This is a genomic window from Pseudomonas sp. NPDC087342 (genome assembly GCF_044744265.1).
Lineage (GTDB): Bacteria > Pseudomonadota > Gammaproteobacteria > Pseudomonadales > Pseudomonadaceae > Aquipseudomonas > Aquipseudomonas nunensis.
In genome coordinates, this window is record NZ_JBIUXZ010000006.1 from 64,314 (window position 1) to 86,258 (window position 21,945).

Below are 21,945 nucleotides of genomic sequence, written 5' to 3' on the forward strand. Positions count from 1 at the left end.
TCAAGTGAAGATTCGCGGTTTCCGCATCGAACTCGGTGAAATCGAAAGCCATCTGTTGCAGGTGCCAGCGGTGCGTCAGGCCTTGGTGGTCGCGCAACCGGGCGCCATCGGCCAGCAATTGGTGGCGTACGTGGTGTTCGACGATCCGGCGCACATCAGCGGCGATGCGTCCGCGCTGGCGGCGTTGCGCGATGACATCAAGGCACGTTTGAAAGCGAGCTTGCCGGATTACATGGTGCCGGCCCACGTGCTGTTCCTCGAAAGCCTGCCCCTGAGCCCGAATGGCAAGATCGATCGCAAGGCCTTGCCGGGCATCGACGCGAGTCTGGTGGCGTTGGACTTTGTTGCGCCGCAAGGCGAACTAGAACAGCAGATCGCCACGGTCTGGCAGGACGTGCTGGAACTGGATCAGGTCGGCCGCGACGATCACTTCTTCGAACTGGGCGGGCATTCCCTGCTCGCGACGCAAGCGGTCTCGCGCCTGCGCAAACTCACGGCTTGTACGCTGAGCCTGCGTGACCTTTTCAGCCATCCGCGACTCAAGGACCTGGCGGCGTGGATCGCGCAGCAGCAGGGCACACCGGAACCGAGCGGCCACAGTGTGGTGCTCAAGGCCCACGGCACCCGGCACAGCGCACCGTTGTCGCTGGTGCAGCGCCGCTTGTGGATCGCCGAGCAACTGTCCGGCGGCACGGCGGCGTATGGCATGCCGATGGCCCTGCGTTTGCGCGGCGAGTTGTCGGTGGAGCGGCTGATCGGCAGCTTCGCCGAGGTGGTGCGTCGTCATGAAGTACTGCGCACCGCGTACACCCAGGACGATGAAGGTGATCCGATTGCGGTGATCGCCGAACAGGTCGACGTTGATTTCCCAGTGATCGATTTGTCCGGTCTGTCGCGCAGTGCCCAGGAAGAACTGGTCGCGCAAGCGGCCCTGGAAAACGCGCGCACGCCGATTGATATGGAGCACGCGCCGCTGCTGCGCGGGCGGATCCTGCACCTGGGGCCGACCGAGCACGTGATGCTGTATGCGATGCACCACATCATTTCCGACGGTTGGTCGATGGGCTTGCTGGTCAACGAATTGGTGCAGATTTATGAGCGCACCAAGGTCGGTGACCTGAACCCGTTGCCGCCGCTGGACGTGCAGTATTCCGACTTCGCGCTGTGGCAGCAGGAACTGGAGCAGCAGGGCGTGCTGGCGCGTCAGGCCGAGTACTGGAAAACCCGGCTGGCCGGCTACAACGGGCAACTGAAATTGCCAGCGGATAACCCACGTGGCTTGACGCCGTCCTACGAGGGCGACGCGGTGCAGTTCCAGCTCACCCCTTCACTCAGCGCGGCGTTGCGCAAGGTGTCGATGGACGCGGGCGTCACGCTGTACAGCACGTTGCTGGCGTCGTTCCAGGTGTTGTTGCACCAGGTCAGCGGTGCCGCGGATGTGCTGGTCGGTGCCGACGTGGCCGGGCGTGAACAGCCGGAACTGGAGCGCTTGATCGGCTTCTTCGTCAACGTCCTGCCGTTGCGTTCGCAGTTCGATGGCGCCACACCGTTCGCCGGATTCCTGGCCCAGACCCAGGAAAACCTGCTGAGTGCGATGGAGCATCAAGACCTGCCGTTCGACATGATCGTCGACGCCTCGGACGTGCCGCGCCACAAGGGCATGAACCCGTTGGTGCAGGTGTTGTTCGTGATGAATAACCTGCCGGGACGCACCCAGTCCATGGGTGGTTTGAGCGTGGAATCGCTGCCGGCGCTGGAGACCCATTCTAAATTCGACATGGCGTTGTTCGTTGACGATGAAGAAGGGCAATTGCTGGGTAATTGGCAATTCGCCACAACCTTGTTCGGACACGAGCGCATTCAGCACCTGGTCAAGGCCTGGATAGCCCTGTTGGAACAGATCGTCGCTGATCAGGACATTCAATTGGGAGCTATCAGCATGCCAGTCGACAATTTAGCGGTGGCCGCCAAGCCTGCCGTCCCCGGACCCAAGGCCGACAAACTCGGCAAGTTCCTCAAGCGCGGTGTCGCCCCGGCGGCCAAGGCCCGGCCTGCGCCGATCCGCGAATCGCTGATCGCCGCGCCGCAGCCGTTCCCGTTGCTGCTGGAGCCAAACGAGCCGCAGCTGGACTTGATCGAGTGGATCAATAACAACCGCCCGCTGATCGAAGAAAAACTCGCCAAGCATGCCGGGATCCTGTTCCGTGGTTTCGAGCTCGACGGCATCCAGGGTTTCGAGGCGTTTGCCGAAGCGATCCAGCCGGGGCTTTACGGCCAGTACGGCGACCTGCCGAAGAAAGAGGGCGGCAAGAACACCTACCGCTCCACGCCGTACCCGGAACGCAAGATGATCCTGTTCCACAACGAGAGCTCCCATCAGGACCGCTGGCCGCGCAAGCAGATGTTCTATTGCGAGCAAGCCGCACCTGTCGGCGGAGCGACGCCAGTGGTGGATTGCCGCTTGATGTACGAAAAACTGCCGGCGGACCTGCGCGACAAGTTCGAGGAAAAGGGCCTGCTTTACGTGCGCACCTTTACCGACAACCTCGACGTGTCCTGGCAGCACTTCTTCAAGACTGAAGACCGCGCCGAAGTCGAGGCCCGTTGCCGGGCCGGTGGCATCGAATGGCGCTGGCTCGATAACAATGAACTGCAAACCCGCACCCCGGGCCCGGCGATCATTACGCACCCGGTGACCGGCGCCAAATCGTTCTTCAATCAGGTGCAACTGCACCATATCTACTGGCTGGAGCCGGATGTGCGTGAAGACCTGCTGTCGATGTTCGGCCTCGATCGCATGCCGCGCCACGTGTTCTACGGCGACGGCACACCGATTGAAGACGAAGTGATGCAACGCATCGGCGACTTGTACGAAGAGTGCGCGGTGCGTTTCGACTGGCAAAAAGGCGACGCCATCCTGCTCGACAACATGCTGGTGGCCCACGCCCGTGATCCGTTCGAAGGCCCGCGCAAGATAGTCGTGGCCATGGGCGACATGTTCGACCGCAGCGCCCTTGAGCGCGTAATGAACACCGAGGAAACCGGAGCATGAACGAGGTATCGATGGACCAGCAGGACCTGGGTTTCGCCTTGACGCCTGAACAGCAACGCTTGCTGGAACAGTTGCCCAAGGCCCCGGCCTGCGGCGATGCGCTGCGTTTCCTGGAGGTCGAGATCAACGGCGCCCTCGATCCGCAGCGGCTGCAAAGCGCACTGGACAGTGTGCTCGCGCAACAGCCGATGCTGGTCGCACGGCTGGGCAAGGCGCCGGGGTTCCATGGCTTGCGGCAGTTTGTCGGGGGCGCTGAGCGCTTCCCGCTGACTGTGCAGGCGCGGGTCGAAACCCCGGCGGGGATTCAGGCTCAGCTTGCCGAATGGGCGGAACGTTCTTTTGTCGTCGGTGAATCCGAGGGCGCGCAAGCGGTGCTGTATCGCTTGGCCGATGATCAGTGGAAACTGGTGTTGGGCTTGGCCCGGCACAGCCTCGATGAAAGTGGCGTGCGCTTGCTGTATCGGCAATTGGTGCAGGCCTATGCGCAAGACGCGGCGGCGGACGATGAAGAGACTGGGGAATTCACTCAGTACCTGGACTGGCGCAGTGAAGTCGTGCTGGACGAGGACGCGGCCGGCGCGCGTGTTTACTGGCAGGACCATTTGCAAGGCGCGGACCCTGATCTGAGTACGCCGTGGTTGGCCTATCGCAATCCGGGTTCTGCTGCTTCATCGGCGACTGAATCGCTGACCTTCGAACCTGCTCTGCGCAACAGTTTGCAGCAGGTCGCCGGGACGTTGGAGCATTCGCCGAGCGTGGTGCTGCAAGCAGCGTGGTGGTTGTTGCTGGGTCGGCTCAGCGGGCATGAACAAGTGCTGGTCGGTGTGCGGCATGACAGCCGCGAAGATTACGAATACTTCAGCGATGCCGTGGGCGTGTTCGCGAAAACCCTGCCGCTGAACCTGAAGCTGAGCGCGAATGCCGCGTTCAGCACGTGGATGGCCGAGTTGGCGGCGCGTCTGGATGAGCATCGTACGTGGCAGGAATACTGGTCGCCGGAACTGGCGCCGACGGCAGCGCGTCCGGCGTATGGTTTTGCTGTTTGCCGGGCCCTGCAGGCCGCGACGTCTGGTGGTTTGCAATGGGCGCCGCGTTCGACAGTACGCGAATCGCTGTTTGAATTGATGCTTGAACTGGAAACGGACGAGGCGGGCAGCGCCCACGCCTTGCACCTGCGTTACGACGCGTCACGCTACTCGGCTCAGGCGATCGAAGGGTTGCTGGCGCAGTTGCGCGTATTGCTGGAAAACATCGTTGCCAATGTTCACGCCGAACTCGGCCAACTGAGCGTGTTGGGCGCTGCCGAACAACAGCGTTTGCTGTCGATCAACCCGCCCGTGCAGGCGTTGGCCGATGCTCGATTCCTGCCGCAGCGGATTGCCGATTTTGCCCGGACCACACCGGACGTCATTGCCCTGACTGACGGCGATCAGCGCCTGAGCTACGGGCAATTGCAGGTGAAGGTCGAGGCGCTGGCCCAGGCACTGAAAGCCCAGGGTCTGGCGCCGGGGGCGATTGTCGCGCTGGCCTTGCCACGTTCGGCGGAGTTGGTAGTCGCGATGCTCGCGGCGTGGCGCATCGGCGCGGCGTACCTGCCGTTGGACCCGCAATGGCCGCAGGCCCGTCAGGCCTTGATGCTGGAACAGGCCGGCGCTGCATTGTTGCTGGTCGACGCCGCGCACATCGCGCAATGGCACGATCATCCGTTGCCCTTGGCGACCTTGGATCGCGTGTTGCAATCGGCTCCGGCGGCGACGTCGGCGATTACGTTTGACACTCAGGCTGATCAGGCGGCTTACGTGCTGTTCACCTCGGGTTCGACCGGTGTGCCGAAAGGTGTGGTGATCGAGCATCAACAATTGCTCAACTACACCGCTCACGCCAGCCAGGCCTTGGGGCTGGAGCAGTGCCGTCAGTTCGGCTTCACCTCCACGGTGGCGGCGGACTTGGGTAACACGGCGTTGTTCGGTGCGCTGTTCAACGGTGCGGCGTTGCATGTGGCCAGCGATGAACAGATGCAGGACGGCAATTTGTTTGCCGGTTTCCTGCAACAGCAAGCCATCGATTGCCTGAAGATTGTGCCGTCGCACCTGGCTGCGCTGCTCGACAGCGAACGCGCGCAATTGCCGCGCACGCTGGTTCTCGGTGGCGAGCCGATTGCGCCGGCACTGGTGCAACGGATTGCCGGTTTGCGCAGCGATTGCCGAGTGTTCAATCACTACGGCCCGACCGAAGCCACGGTGGGTGTGCTGGTGCATCCGCTGCGGCTGGATATGCCGGACGCCGGCGTACTGTCCCAGGTGTTGGGCAACAATCAGGTGTTTGTCCTCGACGACAATCTGCAATTGGCGCCGGTTGGTGTGCTGGGCGAGCTGTATTTAGGCGGCGCGCAGTTGTGCCGCGGCTATGTGAATGTCGAGGCCGATTCGGACGTGTTCATTCAGAGCCCGTTCAATCCTCAGCAGCGTTTGTATCGCACGGGGGATTTGGCGCGTTATCGCCCGGATCTGGCGATTGCGCTGCACGGTCGGCGCGATCAGCAGATCAAGGTGCGCGGTTTCCGTATCGAACTGGCGGAGATCGAAGCCGAGTTGCTGCGTCTGCCGCAGGTCGCGCAGGCGTTGGTGTTGCCGGGTCAGTCCGCGCAGGACGGGATGCTCGCATTCATCGTCCCGCGTGAGGCGCCTTCGGCGACGTTGCTGGATGCGGTTCGCGATGAACTGGCGCTGCGTTTGCCGAGCGTGATGCTGCCGCAGCATTTGCAATTCATCGAGAGCTTCCCGCGACTGGCCAACGGCAAGGTTGACCGCAAGGCGTTGCAACAACTGGCGTCCACCTCGGCGGACGATGAAGGCCTGCAACCTCGCGATGCGCTAGAGCAATTGCTGGTGACGCGCATGGCGCAGTTGCTGGGGGTTGAGCGTCTGGGCATCGACCGGGACTTTTTCGCCGCCGGGGGCCATTCCTTGCTGGTGATCAAACTGGTGGCCGGGATTCGCAAGCTGTTGCAGTGCGAAATCCAGCCGGGTGTGGTGTTTGACCATCCGACCGTGGCGGGTCTGGCGGCGGCGTTGCGGGCCCGGGAAAGCAGCCCAGGCCAACTGGAGAAAATCGCCCAGGCGCGGTTGCGACTGGACAATATGAGCCCGGAAGAAAAAGCCGCACTCACCGAAAAAGCCCGGCAACTGCAAAACGCCAAGGCTGCGCAAAACGGTTGAGCCTTGCCCGATCCTGTGGGGGTGGGGTTGCTCGCGATCGCGGTGGGTCAGTTGCCTTCAATGGTGCCTGTGAGTCCGCCTTCGCGAGCAAGCTTCGCTCCTACAGGGGGGAGTGTTGTCAGGCACAAATCCAGTGTTCATCAAAAAACCAATGTGGGAGCGAGCCTGCTCGCGAAGACGGCATCTCATCCAACAGCGATGCGACTGACAGACCGCCTTCGCGAGCAGGATCGCTCCCACAGGGGAGTGTTGCCGGGCACAAATCCAGTGTTCACCAGAGACCCAAAGTAGGAGCAAAGCTTGCTCGCGAAGACGGCGCCACATCCAGCAACGATGTGACTGCCAGACCGCTTTCGCGAGCAAGCTTCGCTCCTACAGGGGAGTGTTGTCAGGCACAAATCCAGTGTTCACCAAAAAAACAATGTGGGAGCGAGCCTGCTCGCGAAGACGGCGCCACATCCAGCAACGATGTGACTGACAGACCGCTTTCGCGAGCAGGCTCGCTCCCACAGGGGAGTGTTGCCGGGCACAAATCCAGTGTTCACCAGAGACCCACATGGGATTTTCATTGCCTGTAAGGATGAGACAAGGATCACAAAAATGGCCGATGCCCAACGCATCGGCCTTTTTTTCATTTTTTGCGCGAATGATAAATAAACTCATTCCGGTTTTTGCGCGGTGTTACGTCTTACTAACGTAAGCAGACAAATCGAGCCGGGCAGGGTAGCCACAGGGTTCAGTTTTTCTCAGCTGTACACCTTATTTTCCGCTGCCCGGACACACGATCGAGCCCGGGGAGGGGCCGGTCATCGACTTGCGGTGTCGCAAGCGGTTCACAGGTCCAGGCAGCGGCAGGGCACTCGGTTGCCCATGGGTCCTATCCATTTCGACTAATAATAGAGAGCACGATGTCAGCAATTCATGAGTTGAAACCTCTGTTCAAGGCTTTGGTCATCGCCCGAACCCTGCGCTCGCGTCGTTCGCTGGCCGGTCTGGGCATGGCGTGTCTGCTGCCGCTCAGCGCGCAGGTCGTCGCCGAAGACTTTACCCTCAACATTCCGGCCCAGCCGTTGCCTCAGGCGCTGCAGGCGTTTGGCACGCAGACCAATCAACAGGTGATCTACAACGCCGACGACATGGCCGGCCTGCGCAGTACGCGCGTCAGCGGCAAGTTGAGCAGCGAAGCGGCGATTGCCCAGTTGCTCAAAGGCACCGGTGTGCATTACAGCTTTGAAGGCAACACGCTGATGCTGGTACGCGGCAGTTCGACCGAAGGTCTGGAACTGGGCGCCACCACCATCAATGCGCAACAGGTCAGCGCGACCACCGAAGGTTCGAAATCCTACACCTCGAATGTCGTAACCATCGGCAAGGGCACCCACACCCTCAAGGAAATTCCGCAGTCGGTCACGGTGATGACCCGCAAGCAAATGGACGACCAGGACATCGTCGACCTCAAGGACGCGGCCAACAAGACCACCGGCCTGGTTGGCGCCCAAGGCGTGGGCCGGGGCTTGATCCTGTCTTCGCGCGGTTTCCAGATTGATGACTGGCAGTACGACGGTGTGCCGATCCCGCGTAACACTTACGCGATCGGCAACTGGGCCACCCAGGACCTGATTTTCTTCGACCGCATGGAAGTGCTGCGCGGTGCGTCGGGCTTGCTGCAAGGCACCGGCAGCCCGGGTGGCTCGGTCAACCTGGTGCGCAAACGCGGTCAGGCTGTACCGACCGTGACCCTGACCGGCAAGGCCGGCTCGTGGGACCACTACGGTCTGCAACTGGACGCCGGCGGACCGCTGAACCAGAACGGCACGATCCGTGGCCGCTTCGTGGCCGACCAGGACGACACCCACACCTTCGTTGATTCCGAATGGTACAAAACCACCTCGCTGTACGGCGCGCTGGACTTCGACCTGAGCGAGGCCACCACCGTGGGCGTGGCGGTCAGCCAGTCCGACGGTCAATCGCGTGCAAATGTCCGTGGCTTCCCGCGTTATTCCGATGGTAAGCCCATCGACCTGTCGCGCAGCACCTACACCGGGGCGAAGTGGAACCACTCGGACATCGACGTCACCACGATCTACACCGATCTGGAACACCGTTTCAACGACGACTGGGCCTTCAAGGTCGGCGCCGTGCACATGACCGAAACCAACAAGGCGAAGAACCAGCGGACGCAAACCACCGGCTCCGGCATCCGGCCCGATGGCACCGGTATCCAGTACGCTGACTTCGTAACCGACCTGGACTCCACCAAAGTCGCGCTGGACATGAACGTCACCGGCAAGTTCGAAGCCTTGTCCATGCAGCAGGAAGTCATGCTGGGCGGCAACTATTCCAAATACACCTCGGACGACAAATACGCCCGGACCTTCAACGCCAGCTCTGACAACATCTTCGACATTAATCACGACCGTCCGGAGATCAGCTACGACGGTTTGGTCAACACCCCCGGTGGTCGTGGCTTCCCGAGCAAATACGACATCCGCCAGAAAGGCCTGTACGGCAACTGGCGGGTCAAGCCTGTTGACGATCTGACCCTGGTGCTCGGCTCGCGGGTCAGTTGGTACGACTACAGCTACAAATCTCAGATCGAGACCCCGACCAGCATTACCGACGATACCAACAGCACCGCCACCGAAACCGGTGAAGTCACGCCGTACGCCGGTATCATTTATGACCTGAGCCGTGAGTGGTCGGTCTACGCCAGTTACGCCGACGTCTTCACCCCGCAAACCGAACGCGATACTGCCGGTTCGGTCCTTAAACCGATCATCGGCACTAACTACGAGATCGGTCTCAAGGGCGAGTTGATGGATGGCCGGATCAACACCTCCGTGGCCCTGTTCCGTTACGACCAGGAAAACCGCGCCGTTCTCAATACGGCAGGTCCGCAAACCTGCGACGGTTGGTACTGCTCGACGGCCTCGGGCAAAGTGCGCAGCCAGGGTCTGGACGCTGAAATCAGCGGCGAAGTGACCGACAACCTGCAACTGTTTGCCGGCTACACCTACAACACCACCAAGTACCTCGACGACCCGGACAACGAAGGCAAAATCTTCAGCTGGTGGACGCCTAAACACATGCTGCGCGTGTGGGGCAACTATCAGATGCCTGGCGACTGGAGCCGTGTGAGCACTGGCCTGGGCTTCACCGCACAGACCCACACCGTCGGTTTCGACCACTCCGTCAACGTACCGGGTTACACCGTGTGGAACGCCCGTGTCGGTTACCAGCTCACCTCGGAAATCGAGCTGGCAATGAACGCCAACAACCTGTTCGACAAGACCTACTTCGCGGCGGCCTACAACCAGATCAACGGCAACAACAACTACGGTGATCCACGCAACGTAATGTTCAGCGTGAAATACACCCCGCAGTTCTGATCCATCCCCCACTGAAACTGGCCCATGTCCCTTTGAAGGGGCATGGGTCAACTCCCATCCAAATCCGAACCGCTACCACCAAACCAACTATCCCACCACAGTCCCCTGTGGGAGCGAGCCTGCTCGCGAAGGCGTCGGCACAGCCAAAAACCATGTCGCCTGACACACCGCTTTCGCGAGCAAGCTCGCTCCCACATTGGTTTGGTGTTGTTCGCAGGATTTGTGGCTGACACCGCCCCCTGTGGGAGCGAGCTTGCTCGCGAAGGCGGTGTGTCAGCTGCATGAATGTCGGCTGACATGGCCTCTTCGCGGGCAAGCCTCGCTCCTACATTTGTTGGGCGTTGTTCACAAAATTTGCAGCCAACACCAGTCCCCTGTGGGAGCGAGCTTGCTCGCGAAGGCGGTGTGTCAGCTGCATGAATGTCGGCTGACACGGCCTCTTCGCGGGCAAGCCTCGCTCCTACAGGGGGTTTGCGCTGTAACTGCTCTTTTTTTGCTGTTGCCCGGTCAGTTGCGTGACTCGCCCTGGCCGCCAAGGAACACGTCGGTAAACGATTCCAGCAGCGACTCGGCGTAGATCATGCTGCGGTGCGGCAGCGGGGTGTGGATCGAGGTGTGCAATTGGCCTGTCACGTTGTGGGCCCTGAGCAGTTGTTCCGAAAACAGTACTTGCTCCAGGGTTTTGTGCGACAGCGACCACCAGCAACTGACCTGGACCTCGAGCCGTGGCAGTGAGAATTCTTCGAATGCCGCTACCAGCCGTTCGTGGATCGCAAAGGCTTGTGCGTTCATGATCTCTTGCTTGATCCCGTCCAGGGTCGCGATCATTTCCTGTTCCCCGGTCGCCGTCTGTTCGCTGGCCCAGCGATAGAAGGCCTTGAGGTCGGCCGTCGGGTTTTCGGCGATGAAACTAGCCGCCGCCGTTTCCAGGTGCGCGAACATCAGGGTGAACACTTCGAGCGCTGCCTTGAGTTCATTTTCCGCGCTGAGGTGGTTCGGGTTGTCCTGTTCCAGCGGCTTGCGCGGCAGGTCGGCGGGCAGGTCACGTTCCGGCACGTTGGTGTCGACCAGGCCCAGGAAACTGACCTCGCGACCTTGCTGTTCAAGGCGTGCAGCGATGTCCATGGCGATCGCGCCGCCCAACGACCAGCCCATCAGCCGATAAGGCCCGTGTGGCTGCTGCTCGACAATCTGCGCGCTGTAGTCGTCAATCATCTCGGCCCAGGTCTGCGCGCCTGATGTTTTGTCGGCGAAGCCCTTGTGCATCACGCCGAAGGTTTTGGCGTGGGGGGCGAGTTTCTTCGCCAGTGGCTGGTAGCAAAACACGATGCCGCCGCTGGGGTGCAGGCAGAAAAGTCCGGGGGCAGAAGCCGTCGAGGCATTCAGCGCGACCACGCATTGCGCGTTTTGCTGATGCTCCAGGGCGATGAACCTGGCCAGGACTTCGACCGTCGGGTAAGCCAGCATCTGCTGCAACGCCAGTTTGATCCCGAGGCGGGCATGCAACTGCGAGATGAACTGGATCGCCAGGATCGAGTGGCCCCCGAGTTCGAAAAAGTTGTCGTCGAGGCTGACCCGTTTGACCTGCAAGGCTTCCTGCCAGAGTTCGGTGAGGGCTTTTTCCAGTGGGGTCACCGGAGCAATGAACGGGCGTTGCGACTGGCTCAGGTCCGGCAGTGGCAGGGCTTTGCGGTCAACCTTGCCGTTGGGTGTGAGCGGCAATTGCGCCAGGAACAACAGGTGCGCGGGCACCATATAGTCCGGCAATTCGGCCTTGAGGCTGGCCTTGAGTTCGGCGCGCAACGCGGCTTCATCCTCGACAGCCGTCGCCGTAACCACATAACCCACGAGTTGCGGGCCGGTCGGGCCGTCCTGCGCCACCACCACGGTTTCGCGCACGCTATCGAGTGCCAACAGGCGCGCTTCGATCTCGCCGAGCTCAATGCGGAAGCCACGGATTTTCACTTGATGGTCGATGCGGCCGATGTACTCGATCACGCCCTCGGCGCGGTAACGGGTCAGGTCGCCGGTGCGGTACAAACGCTCGCCGCTGAACGAAAACGGATCCGGTACGAAGCGTTCGGCGGTCAACGCTGGACGCTGGAAATAACCGCGCGCGAGGCCGTCGCCGCCGATCAGCAATTCACCTGGTGCGCCGATCGGGTTGAGTTCCAGGTCACTGCCGAGGATGTACAACGCGGTGTTGTCGATTGGCTTGCCGAGGTACGGCTTGGCGTTTTCGCGCGTCAACGGATGCAGCGCCGACCAGATCGTGGTTTCGGTCGGGCCGTAGAGATTCCAGACCTTCGGCGACAGCGCGAGCATGCGCTCCGCCAATTCCTGCGGCAGCGCTTCGCCGCCACACAGGAAGGTACGGCCAGTCAAAATCGACGCCTGTTCATGGTCGAGCAGCATGCGCCAGGTCGAAGGCGTAGCTTGCAGCACGCTCACGCCGTGGCGCTCGATCAGTTCGAGCACGGCTTGCGGATCTAGATGCACGTCTTTGCCGGTCAGCACCACACGGGCGCCGGCCAGCAGCGGACCGTAGATCTCCAGACCGAAAATATCGAACGAGAACGTGGTCAGTGACAGCATGCGATCCTGGGCAGCGAGGCGCGGTTGATCGACCATGCTTTCGACGAAATTGCACAAGGCCGCGTGGCGCACCATCACGCCTTTTGGCTTACCTGTGGAGCCCGAGGTGTAGATCACGTAGGCCAGATGCTCGCCATTCAGCGCCACCGTTGGGCACGTCTGTGGATAAGCCGCCAGCCACTCGGTCGGCTGATCGAGCAACAAGGTGTTAAGCCCGCTTGGAATCGGCAACTGCGCTTGCAGATGAGACTGAGTAAGCAGCAGTTCAAGACCACTGTCTTCGATCATGTAGGCCAGGCGATCCTCGGGATACGCCGGGTCCAGTGGCACATAAGCCCCGCCAGCCTTGAGGATCGCCAGCAAGCCGACAATCATTTCCACACTGCGCTCAACGGCGATGCCCACCAGCCGATCCGGGCCAACGCCGGCCTCGATCAGCTTATGCGCGAGCTGGTTGGCGCGGGCGTCCAGTTGCGCGTAGGTCAAACAATCGTCGCCGACAATCAACGCCACCGCATCCGGCGTCTGTTCCGCCTGAGCAGCAATGCGCTGCTGCACGCACGGCGCCTGCGCAGCGTGCTCAACCACACGATGCCAATCCTTCAACATCACGTTTTGCTCATCGCTATCAAGCAACGGCAGTTCACCGATCCGCTGACAGCAACCATCGACGATGCCTTGCAGCAGATTTTGCCAATGCCGCGCCAGACGCTCAATGGTCGCCGAAGTGTAGAGATCGCGGCTGTATTCCAGACTCGCGACAACACCGTGTTGCGAGTACGCAACGTCCAGCGATAAATCAAACTTGGCCTGACCCGCCCCCGCATCAAGGAACTCCAGCGCCAGTCCGTGCAGATCCGTGTGCGCAGGCTCGCCGCTGTCGGTACGCCAGTTGAACAACACCTGGAACAATGGATTGGCTTGCGCGCTGGCCTGCAATTTCAGGGCGTCGAAACTCAGCTCCAGCGGGTAATCCGCATGGTCCAGCGCCGCCAGGGATTCGCGGCGCAGGCGTTGCAGGAAATCGTAGCAGGACAGCATCGGGTCGAGGCGCACGCGGTACACCTGACTGCTGACAAAGAAGCCGACCAGCCCTTGGGTTTCGCTGCGATTGCGCGTGGCATTCGGCACGCCGACGGTGAAGTCCCGCTGACCGCTGTAGCGGCTCAACAACAGTTGCCAGGCGCCGAGCGCGACCACGAACGGCGTCAGGCCCTGTTGCTGGCAGAAGCGGTTCAGGGCCGTCGACAGTGAGCCCGGCAGTTCGAATTCATGTTTGCCGGCCGGATGACGCTGTTGCGCGCTGCGCGGGAAATCCACCGGCAAATCCAGGGTCGGCAACGGCGTGCCCAGATAGTCTTGCCAGTAGTCGGCGCTGTTGGCGCAGGACGCGCTGTGCAGGTAGTCATCGCGTTGCCAGGCGGCGTAGTCGGCGTATTGAATCGCCGGACGCGGCAGCGGCGGGGCGTCTGCGTCGCTGGCCTGGGCGAAGGCACGGTTGAGGTCCTGCATCAGGATCGCGTTGGACCAGGCATCGGAAACGATGTGGTGCATGTTCATCAACAACAGGTGTTCTGCGGCGCCGACCTTGAGCAGGGTCGCGCGCATCAGCGGCGCCTGACGCAGGTCGAACGGCGCGCCTGCCTGGGCTTCGATGCGCAATGCGATCTGCCGGGCGCGGTCTTCGTCGGCGAGTTCGGACAGGTCTTCCTCGCCGAGTACCAGCGTCGCCTGAGCATCGACCACTTGCATGGCCACACCGTCGATCTCGCGGAACGCCGTGCGCAGGATATCGTGGCGATCCAGCACCCGGTTCAGCGCAACTTCCAGACGCTGCGCCTGCAACGCGCCGCTGATGCGCATTACGCGTGGCAGGTTGTAAGCGGCGCTGTCCGGTGTCAGTTGCTGCACAAACCACAAGCGTTGCTGGGCGAAAGAGAGCGGCGCCGGGGTGTTCTGCGCGCGGGCGGCGATGCTTTGGGGTTGATCACCGGCATCGGCCAGCAGCAGCGCCAGTAAATCATCATCGATCATGTCGTTCATCGGTCTCTCGTCGTCGGCGACCGCCTGGGCGCTGACGGCTTGGCCGGACATCGCGCCCACACGGGTAAACATTCAGTGGGTAACGGCCGGAGCGCGGGGGCTCCGGCGGATTGACAGGCGTTGGCTGAGAACGTGATCAGACCGCCGTCAACGATTGCTTCTGCGCAACGACCCGTCCGCCCTCCATCCGCACCAATTGGTCGGCGACATCGAAGTAACGGTCGTCGTGGGAAATCACGATGATGGTCTTGCCCAGGTATTTGAGTTCCGGCAACAGCTCGGTGTAGAAAATCCGGCGGAAGGCCGGGTCCTGGTCCGCCGCCCATTCGTCGAACACCAGCACCGGGCGTTCCTCCAGCCAGGCGTTCAGCAGGGCCAGGCGTTTGCGCTGGCCGGTGGACAGGTCGGTGGTGCTGAAGGCGCCATCGCGGATGCTGACCTTGTGCGAGATTTCCAGGCGTTCCAGGTAACGATTGGCGTCTTCGGGAACGTTCTGCTCGCCTTGCACCAGTTCATCGAACAGGTAGTAGTCGGCGAAAATCGTGGTGAACAACTGGCGATAATCGTCGCGGTTATGTGCCAAGACCGGTTTGCCGTTGAGGATGATTTCCCCGCCCTGTGGCGCGTACAGCCCCAGCAACAGCTTGATCAGCGTGGTTTTGCCGCCGCCGTTCTCGCCGACGATAAACACGATCTCGCCTTGGGCGATGGACAGGTTGACCGGGCCGAGGGCGAAAGGTTTGCTGCCGTCTACCGCTGGGAAAGCGAAGTGCACGTCGCGCAATTCCAGGTGTTCGACCACCGGTTTCGGCGCGTCTTTGTCGCTGAGCAGCAGGTGCGGTTCCGGCGAGGAAAACTGCTCCGCCAGGTCGGCGATGCGCTTGAACGCAATGTTCGCGCGGCTGACCACCGGCAGGGTGGTGATCAGGTATTCCATCGGGCCTTTCATGTACAGCAGCACCAGCACGAAGCCGCTGAGCACGGCTTTATCCGAGCCCAGCCACATCGATTGCAGGACCAGCGCCAGGCCGATCACCACGAAAAACAGCATCGAGCCGAGGGTCTTGGCCACCACGAAGGTGTTGACCGCGCGGATGTGCGTGTTGCAGATGAAATCGGCGGTGCCTTCGATGCGTTGGCTGAACATGCGTTGGCGGCGCGGGCGATGGATGCGCAGTTCCTTGGCGCCGGCGGCAATCGCGCTGTAGTGTTTTTGCAGTTCGTCCTCGGCTTCGCGCGCGGCCTGGAAACCCTTGATGCCTTTGGAGCGAGCCACGTATTGCAGCGCGGTGCCGATCACCAGGGCCACCATCAGCAAGGCAAACATCGGCAACGACAAGTAGGCCAGGTAGCTCAGGCAACCGAGGGTGACGGTGAATGCGATGGCCAGCGGCGCGAAGGAAAACGCGAAATCGCTGACGGTGTCGACGTCGTGGGTCAGCACCGGGATCAGTCGATAACTGCGGAAGCGCTCGATCTGTTCGATCGGTGCCAGCAGGACTTTTTCCCCGAGGGATTTACGCAGCCCGGCGATGATGTGCTGGCCGACATGGTTGGTGCCGATGTCCGACAGGATCGACGTCACCAGTGCCACCGCGCACAGGCCGATAAAGGAGAGCACCACACGGGTGGACGGGGTGGCGGCGGCGTTCAACGCGTCGTTGATGGTCGCCAGCAGCGCGGTGATGCTGAGGCCGCCGAGCATGCCGAGCATGATCGACACCACAACGATGACCCGGAAAGGCCTGAGCAGGCCGAGGACTTCACTGAAGGCTCCGCGGGATTTTGAGGTCATGGAAGTTTCCGCTTCAAGTGCCGCTAAGGGCAAAGGTTCAAGAGTTTGGCTGCTTAAAAGACGAAACCCGTGGGCGACGATTTAGCCGCTCACGGGTTTGTTGCACGTCATGCGACGGGAGGTGGGCGCCTCACAGATCCCGGGCGACGCGAAAGCCCAGCCAGTCGCCACGGGTATCGGGGTAGGTGGCGTTGCGATTGCCCGAACGGGAGAACACCGGCGCTTCGCCCCAGTCGTTGCCGCGAATGCGCCGCACCTTGCAGTCGCCGCTCAGCCAGGCACTGCCGTCGCTTGGTGCGCCGACGTAGTTCTCGTTGAAGCAATCGGCGGTCCACTCGTAGACGTTGCCGTGCATGTCGTACACGCCGAAAGCGTTGGCCGGGAAGCTGCCTGCCGGCGCGGTGAAGTTGTAGCCATCGGCCGCGCCGTAGGTGTTGGCGTGCTTGGCGATGCTGTATTCCTTGCCTTCGTCGAACGGGAAGGGGAATGGCCCGGTGCTGCCGGCGCGGGAGGCGTATTCGCGCAGGGATTCGCTGACCAGCCGATAGGCCTTGCCGGATTTTTTCGACAGCCATGCCACGTAGGCATTGGCTTCTTCGAAGTCCATGCACACGGCCGGATGCTTGACCGTGCGCTCGTAGCGTGGCACGCCAGCCTTGCACTCGCGGCCCGGACGGGTATCGCCGTCGGGCATCACGTAACCGGTGTCGCGCAGGTAGGCGTCCCATTCACCGGCCAGCACCTGGAAGCGACTGATGGCCAGCGGTTTGGCGAACGTCACCGGGTGCAACGGGCCTTCATCCGGCTCGCGACCGACTTCATTTTCCGGGGTGCCCATGGTGAACGTGCCGGTGGGCAGCACGACCATTTCCGGACAATCCTTGCAGTCCTTGAACACCTTGCCCGGCTGGGCAGGCTCGGCGGCCTGCGCGAGGCCCGGCAACAGGCTGGCGGCCACGGCGGCGAAAGCCAGTGCGGGGAGCGTCTTCAAGGAAAAACTACGCGGCTCACTGTTCATCATCTCTCTCGATACAAAGGTAAAAGGAGTCGTATCTGTTCAATGCGCATCCCTGTGGGAGCGGGCTTATGTGGCGAGGGGGCTTGCCCCCGTTGGAGCGCAAAGCGGTCCCAGAACCTACGATTGCGGTGCATCGGGCGCACCGCATGCAACGGTTTTACGACTGCTGCGCAGCCGAACGGGGGCAAGCCCCCTCACCACACAGGCTCGCTCCCACAGGGGTTGTGTTGTCGCATCCTTAGCCGAGCTGCGTGCTGAGCAACGCCATGAAGCGGTCGATTTCAGCCTCGGTGTTGAGCAGCCCCGGCGCGGTGCGCACCACCGGGCCGACGTCGCGTTCCACCGCATCGGCGACCACTTTGTTTTGCATCAGGTACGCGGCGATCTTGTCGCTGTTCTTGCCCTTGACCCGGAAGAAGCTGAAACCCGATGACAGCTCGGGGCTCAGCGGCGTGACGAGTTCGATTTGCGGGTGGGCTTGCAGGCGTTTCTTCATGTAGCTGTTGAGCGCATGGATGCGCGCCTGGACGTCGGCCTTGCCCAATTGCAAATGCAATTTGAAGGCTTCGTTCAGCGCCCAGCGGTGTTCGAACGAGTGATAACCACCCGGAGTCATGGTGGTAGAAAACGCCGTGGCTTCAGAGAAGGTCGGGATGATCGGCGTGACGTATTTGACCTCTGGGCTGCGGCTGCAAATGATGCCGGTGCCGCGCGGGCCGAACATCCATTTGTGGGTGCCGGCGATAAAGAAGTCGCAGTTCATCGCCGGGAAACTCAAGTCCTCGACACCAAAGCCGTGCACGCCGTCGACCAGGTAAATGATCCGGTCCTTATCGGCGCGGTTGCGGTTGTGTTTGTCCACCAGGGCGCCGATTTCCGCGATCGGGGTTTTCACGCCACTGCCGGACTGCACCCAGGTCATGCCCAAAACGCGGGTTTCGGGTTTGATGCCTTGGTCGATGGCGGTCAGGATTTCTTCCTTGGTGACCGTCTGCGGATCCTTGAACAACCGGAGCTTGCGCACCTTGGTGCCATCGCGCTGTGTGCGCAAATCGAGAATGGTGTGGGTGGCGTAGTGTTCGTGGACGGTGGTGAGGATTTCCTGGTCCGGGCGTACATGGACACCGCCGTAAATCATCGCCAGGCCTTCGGTGGTGCTGCCGGTCAGCGCGATCTGCTTGGCATCCGCTTGCAGGTAACGACCGGCCCACACGCGGACGTCTTCTTCGCGCTGCTCGATCACGCCCAGGTCCCAATCCATCGCCAGCCCAGGGTTTTTATCCAGGGCGGCGCGGTGCATCTCGATGGCCTCGCGCACGGGTTTGGGGTGCGAGGTGATCAGGAAGTTGGAGAAATGCAGATAGGCCGGGTCCTGGTCGAACAGTTGGCGCAACTGCGCCCATTTGTCCCCGGACACTGGCGCTTTTGCTGCGGCACTGGCGGCGGAGGGCAGGCCGGCAGTCAGCGGCAGGCCTGCGGCGAGGATGCCAGCCTGTTTCAGGAAGGTTCGACGATCACTCATGGTTTGCTTTTGTCCTGCTGCGAGATCAATGCGGGCTTGGCGGCTTTCTGCACCTGATCCCAGACCCGCAGGAAGTTGCCACCCCAGAGCTTGGCGATGTCCGCCTCGGAGTAGCCGCGCGACAGCAGTTCGGCGGTCACGTTGCGGATTTCGCTGACGTTCTCCCAGCCTTTGACGCCGCCGCCTTCGTTGAAATCGGAGCTGATGCCGACATGGTCGATGCCGATTTTGCGCACGGTGTACTCGATGGCGTCCCCGAGGTCCTTGAGGCTGGCCTTGGGTTCTTCTTCGAGGATCGCGTAGAGGCCGCTGGCGTACTGGCCGAACTTCTGCTCGGACCAGGCCGAGATGATCGGGTCGCCCGGCATCAGCGCCATCGCGAGGTTCGGCAGGGGCGGCAGGTCGAAACGCTGGCGCAGTGCGTTGAGCTTGTCCTGGGTCGGCTGCGACAGTGGCTTGAGGTACTGCGAGAAGCCGACGATCTGCACCACGCCGCCACTGTTTTTGATCAGTTGCAGTTCTTTGTCACTGAGGTTGCGCGGGATATCCACCATGGCCCGTGGCGCGGAGTGCGAGGCCACCAATGGTGTGCGGCTCAGTTGCGCGACTTGCTCCAGGGCCTTGGTCGACATTTGCGAGACGTCGATGATCACCCCCAGGTCATTCAGGCGATGCACCGCTTGTTTACCGAGGTCGGAGAGGCCGTCGAGGGCGTCCGGCGAATCGTTGAAAAACGGCAGCGGCCGCGAGGAGTCGGCCCAGTCGTTGTTGCCGATGTAGCTGAACGCAAACATGCGCATGCCGCGCGCCGTCCACAGGTCCAGCAGGCTCAGGTCGTGGCCCAACGGGTAGGCGTTGAGCATGCTGATGAAAATGGCGAACTTGCCTTCACCGTGCAGGCGACGGAAGTCGTCGGGGGTGTAAGCGATGGCGACCTGATTGGGGAAGTCGCGGACCATCCCGGTGATGATCTTGTAGCGGATCTCCTGCTGGTTGCGCGCTTCTTCGAGGAACCCGGCGGTGGGTTTGTGCGGTGCGTTGGCGCCGTTCCAGATTTCCGGCCAGCCGAAAATCGTCAGGGCTGCACCGGAGAGATGGCCGCGATTGGCCTTGACCAGGTCGAACTGGCCCTTGCCATCCTTGTCCGCCTCGTTGCCCTGGGTGCCGAAGTTCTGCATCAGGCTGACGTGGCTGTCGAAAGACAGCATGCGTTCGTGGAGTTCGTCGGCCTGCTTCATCACCTTGACCGGGTAGCCGGGGTTGTCCTTGAACCAGTAATCCCAGGCTGCATAGCCTGCACCGGCGCTGATCGCCAGAGCCAGCGGCAGGCCGATGTAAAGAGCCTTTTTCGAACGTGGTTTTGTCATTGCCATCTCAGTCAGGTTCGCCGTCGAGGTGCAGGCGCAGGGGCCTTTGCTATCTGGGAAGAACGAGTGGCTGGCGGGAAAATTTAGGTGGTTGTTCGGGCCTCTTCGCGGGCAAGCCTCGCTCCTACAAATGCGCGACGCACAAACTGTAGGAGCGAGGCTTGCCCGCGATGCTCTTAAATTTGTCGGCAGGATGAACGTTCTAGCTTGGATAAAGCCTGCTTCATGGCTGACACAGGTAGGGCAATGACGATTTCTCGACGATGGTTCATGGCGGGCCTGGCGCTGACCGGCGCCGCCGTGCCTGCGGCTTTTTATGGGCATCGCGAATGGACGAAGCCGGACCCGACGATCACCCCCGGTGAGGCGACGGTCGATCTGGCGGACACTGCGGGCCAGCACCTGGCGAATTCGCTGCGTGGCGTCTGGGATGTTCGCTTCGAGGGCGCGCAGGCGGGCCTCGACGGTTTGCCGTTGCAAGGCCTGGAGTTGTTGCTCGACGTCGCCCAGCGTGGGCGCGGCTTGCGCGGTTATCTGGACACCGCGCAGCAGTTGCGGGGCGACGCTGAGCCGCGTTATCGGGTCATGGGCGATCTGGTGTCACCCAAGCCTGGCGAGATGTATTGGCGCCTGATCGATACGCAATCGGCCAACGGCGCAGCGACGTATGAGTTGTCGGTGATTCTCGATGAGGTCTGGGCCGATTTCGGCAATGCCGGCAGTGGCACGCTCAGCGGGCGCATCCTGCGACTGGACCGTCCGCTCGGTTTGCCGGCGCTGGACAATCGCTTTGTCGCGCACAAACGCCTGTTTCCTGAAGCACGGGAGCGTACCGGTCTGAATTCGACGCTGCTGGCGTGGCTGATTTCTCCGGAGCATCGTTTGTTCCATCAGCTCTGGCATGCCTCGCGGGACAAATGGCACACACTCTCCGAAGACAAGCGTGGAGCCTTGCGCGGGATTGGCTGGCAGCCGGGCCCGCGCGACAAGGAGCGCGATGCCCGGGGTCCGAAGAAAGATCGCAATGGTTCGGGCGTGGACTTTTTCTTTATGCACCGGCACATGCTCGCCACCGCGCGCTCGATGCAAGACTTGCCGTCCTGGCCAAGCTTCCCGATGCCGCAACCGGAACTGGAGCGGGATCGCCAGGGCTTTGCCCGCTACTTCGACAACCACGACGGCGCTTCACTGCCGCCGACCTGGCTGGCGGGCGAGGATCCGGAGTACACCCAGTGGGTCAGCGACATCAAGACTGCCGAGACGTATCACAGCAATTTCCAGGTCTGGGAATCGCAGTACCGCGATCCGCGTTATCTGTCGAAGTTGACGTTGGGGCAGTTCGGTTCGGAAGTCGAACTGGGTTTGCATGACTGGCTACACATGCGCTGGGCGTCGGTGCCGCGTGATCCGTCGAATGGTCAGCCGGTGCCGTTTGCCCGTGATCCCTCGGACTTTGCCGCACGTTGGTTCGGGCCGGAAAACGATTTCCTCGGTGACCCGTTTTCTTCCCATGTAAACCCGGTGTTCTGGCATTTCCACGGCTGGATCGATGATCGGCTGGAAGACTGGTTCCGTGCGCATGAGCGCTTCCATCCCGGGGAGGTCACGCGGCTGGAGGTCAATGGCGTGCCGTGGTTCGCCCCGGGTCGCTTCGTCGAAGTCGACGACCCCTGGCTCGGCCCTAGCACCCACGGTTGCAGCACCACGCCGGGGTTACAGGCGGGCAAGTCGGTGGAAATGGACCCGGAAACCATGAAACTCGCGCTGCGCATCACCTTCGGCACCGACGAAAAGAAACTCGCCGACCTGTTCCGCCGCGTGCCGCAACGGCCGTGGTATGCACGGAATTTGAAGGTCAAGCAGCGGCAGGCCTGACGACGGCGTTGTGGCGAGGGAGCTTGCTCCCGCTGGGTCGCGAAGCGGCCCTTCTTTTTACCTGTAAAGAA

Annotated in this window: 9 protein-coding genes (1 of these 9 cut by a window edge); 4 read left to right on the top strand and 5 right to left on the bottom strand. The window is 61.7% G+C overall.

Translation table 11 applies throughout. From position 1 onward, the window contains the following. The 3 genes from ACIOYV_RS15630 to ACIOYV_RS15640 all read left to right on the top strand — a co-directional run. A protein-coding gene (locus ACIOYV_RS15630; RefSeq protein WP_401324844.1) for a non-ribosomal peptide synthase/polyketide synthase crosses the window boundary here: on the top strand, positions 1–3,052 show its end. It extends 10,490 nt beyond the left edge of the window; only the last 3,052 of its 13,542 coding nucleotides appear in the window; its start codon lies off the left edge, out of view; its stop codon occupies positions 3,050–3,052. Then, positions 3,049–6,270: an amino acid adenylation domain-containing protein gene (locus ACIOYV_RS15635; protein WP_401324847.1), complete on the top strand. Its 3,222-nt coding sequence runs from the start codon at positions 3,049–3,051 to the stop codon at positions 6,268–6,270. The genes ACIOYV_RS15630 and ACIOYV_RS15635 overlap by 4 nt, the downstream gene beginning before the upstream one ends. Before the next feature lie 908 nt (positions 6,271–7,178). After that, entirely contained in the window at positions 7,179–9,659 is a 2,481-nt protein-coding gene (locus tag ACIOYV_RS15640; protein WP_401324850.1) for a TonB-dependent siderophore receptor, read from the top strand. Between the two features lie 507 nt (positions 9,660–10,166). Here the strand turns inward: ACIOYV_RS15640 and ACIOYV_RS15645 are convergent. From ACIOYV_RS15645 to pvdM, 5 genes are all read right to left on the bottom strand, one after another. Then, positions 10,167–14,297, bottom strand: a complete 4,131-nt coding sequence (locus ACIOYV_RS15645) for an amino acid adenylation domain-containing protein (protein WP_401325214.1) — start codon at positions 14,295–14,297, stop codon at positions 10,167–10,169. Positions 14,298–14,433: 136 nt separating this feature from the next. Continuing rightward, a complete protein-coding gene (locus tag ACIOYV_RS15650) occupies positions 14,434–16,092 on the bottom strand; it encodes a cyclic peptide export ABC transporter (RefSeq protein WP_401324853.1) in 1,659 nt (552 codons plus the stop codon). A gap of 130 nt (positions 16,093–16,222) precedes the next feature. Next, complete coding sequence (locus ACIOYV_RS15655) at positions 16,223–17,110, bottom strand: formylglycine-generating enzyme family protein (protein WP_401324858.1); 888 nt, start codon at positions 17,108–17,110, stop codon at positions 16,223–16,225. A gap of 238 nt (positions 17,111–17,348) precedes the next feature. Next, positions 17,349–18,632 carry an aminotransferase class V-fold PLP-dependent enzyme gene (locus tag ACIOYV_RS15660; RefSeq protein WP_401324860.1) on the bottom strand — a complete coding sequence of 428 codons (1,284 nt, stop codon included), beginning with the start codon at positions 18,630–18,632 and terminating at the stop codon, positions 17,349–17,351. After that, positions 18,629–19,999: a pyoverdine-tailoring dipeptidase-like protein PvdM gene (gene pvdM / locus ACIOYV_RS15665; protein WP_163913442.1), complete on the bottom strand. Its 1,371-nt coding sequence runs from the start codon at positions 19,997–19,999 to the stop codon at positions 18,629–18,631. Before pvdM ends, ACIOYV_RS15660 begins: the two co-directional genes overlap by 4 nt. Positions 20,000–20,245: 246 nt before the next feature. On the opposite strand from pvdM, the gene ACIOYV_RS15670 reads away from it, so the two are divergent. Further along, positions 20,246–21,874: a PvdJ/PvdD/PvdP-like protein gene (locus ACIOYV_RS15670; protein ID WP_401324863.1), complete on the top strand. Its 1,629-nt coding sequence runs from the start codon at positions 20,246–20,248 to the stop codon at positions 21,872–21,874. Positions 21,875–21,945 lie beyond the last annotated feature (71 nt).

Excerpts from the sequence above, each read along its gene's own strand:
- ACIOYV_RS15635 (WP_401324847.1), top strand. The coding sequence starts at position 3,049 with ATGAACGAGGTATCGATGGACCAGCAGGACCTGGGTTTCGCCTTGACG.
- ACIOYV_RS15640 (WP_401324850.1), top strand. The coding sequence starts at position 7,179 with ATGTCAGCAATTCATGAGTTGAAACCTCTGTTCAAGGCTTTGGTCATC.
- ACIOYV_RS15645 (WP_401325214.1), bottom strand. The coding sequence starts at position 14,297 with ATGAACGACATGATCGATGATGATTTACTGGCGCTGCTGCTGGCCGAT.
- ACIOYV_RS15650 (WP_401324853.1), bottom strand. The coding sequence starts at position 16,092 with ATGACCTCAAAATCCCGCGGAGCCTTCAGTGAAGTCCTCGGCCTGCTC.
- ACIOYV_RS15655 (WP_401324858.1), bottom strand. The coding sequence starts at position 17,110 with ATGAACAGTGAGCCGCGTAGTTTTTCCTTGAAGACGCTCCCCGCACTG.
- ACIOYV_RS15660 (WP_401324860.1), bottom strand. The coding sequence starts at position 18,632 with ATGAGTGATCGTCGAACCTTCCTGAAACAGGCTGGCATCCTCGCCGCA.
- pvdM (WP_163913442.1), bottom strand. The coding sequence starts at position 19,999 with ATGACAAAACCACGTTCGAAAAAGGCTCTTTACATCGGCCTGCCGCTG.
- ACIOYV_RS15670 (WP_401324863.1), top strand. The coding sequence starts at position 20,246 with ATGACGATTTCTCGACGATGGTTCATGGCGGGCCTGGCGCTGACCGGC.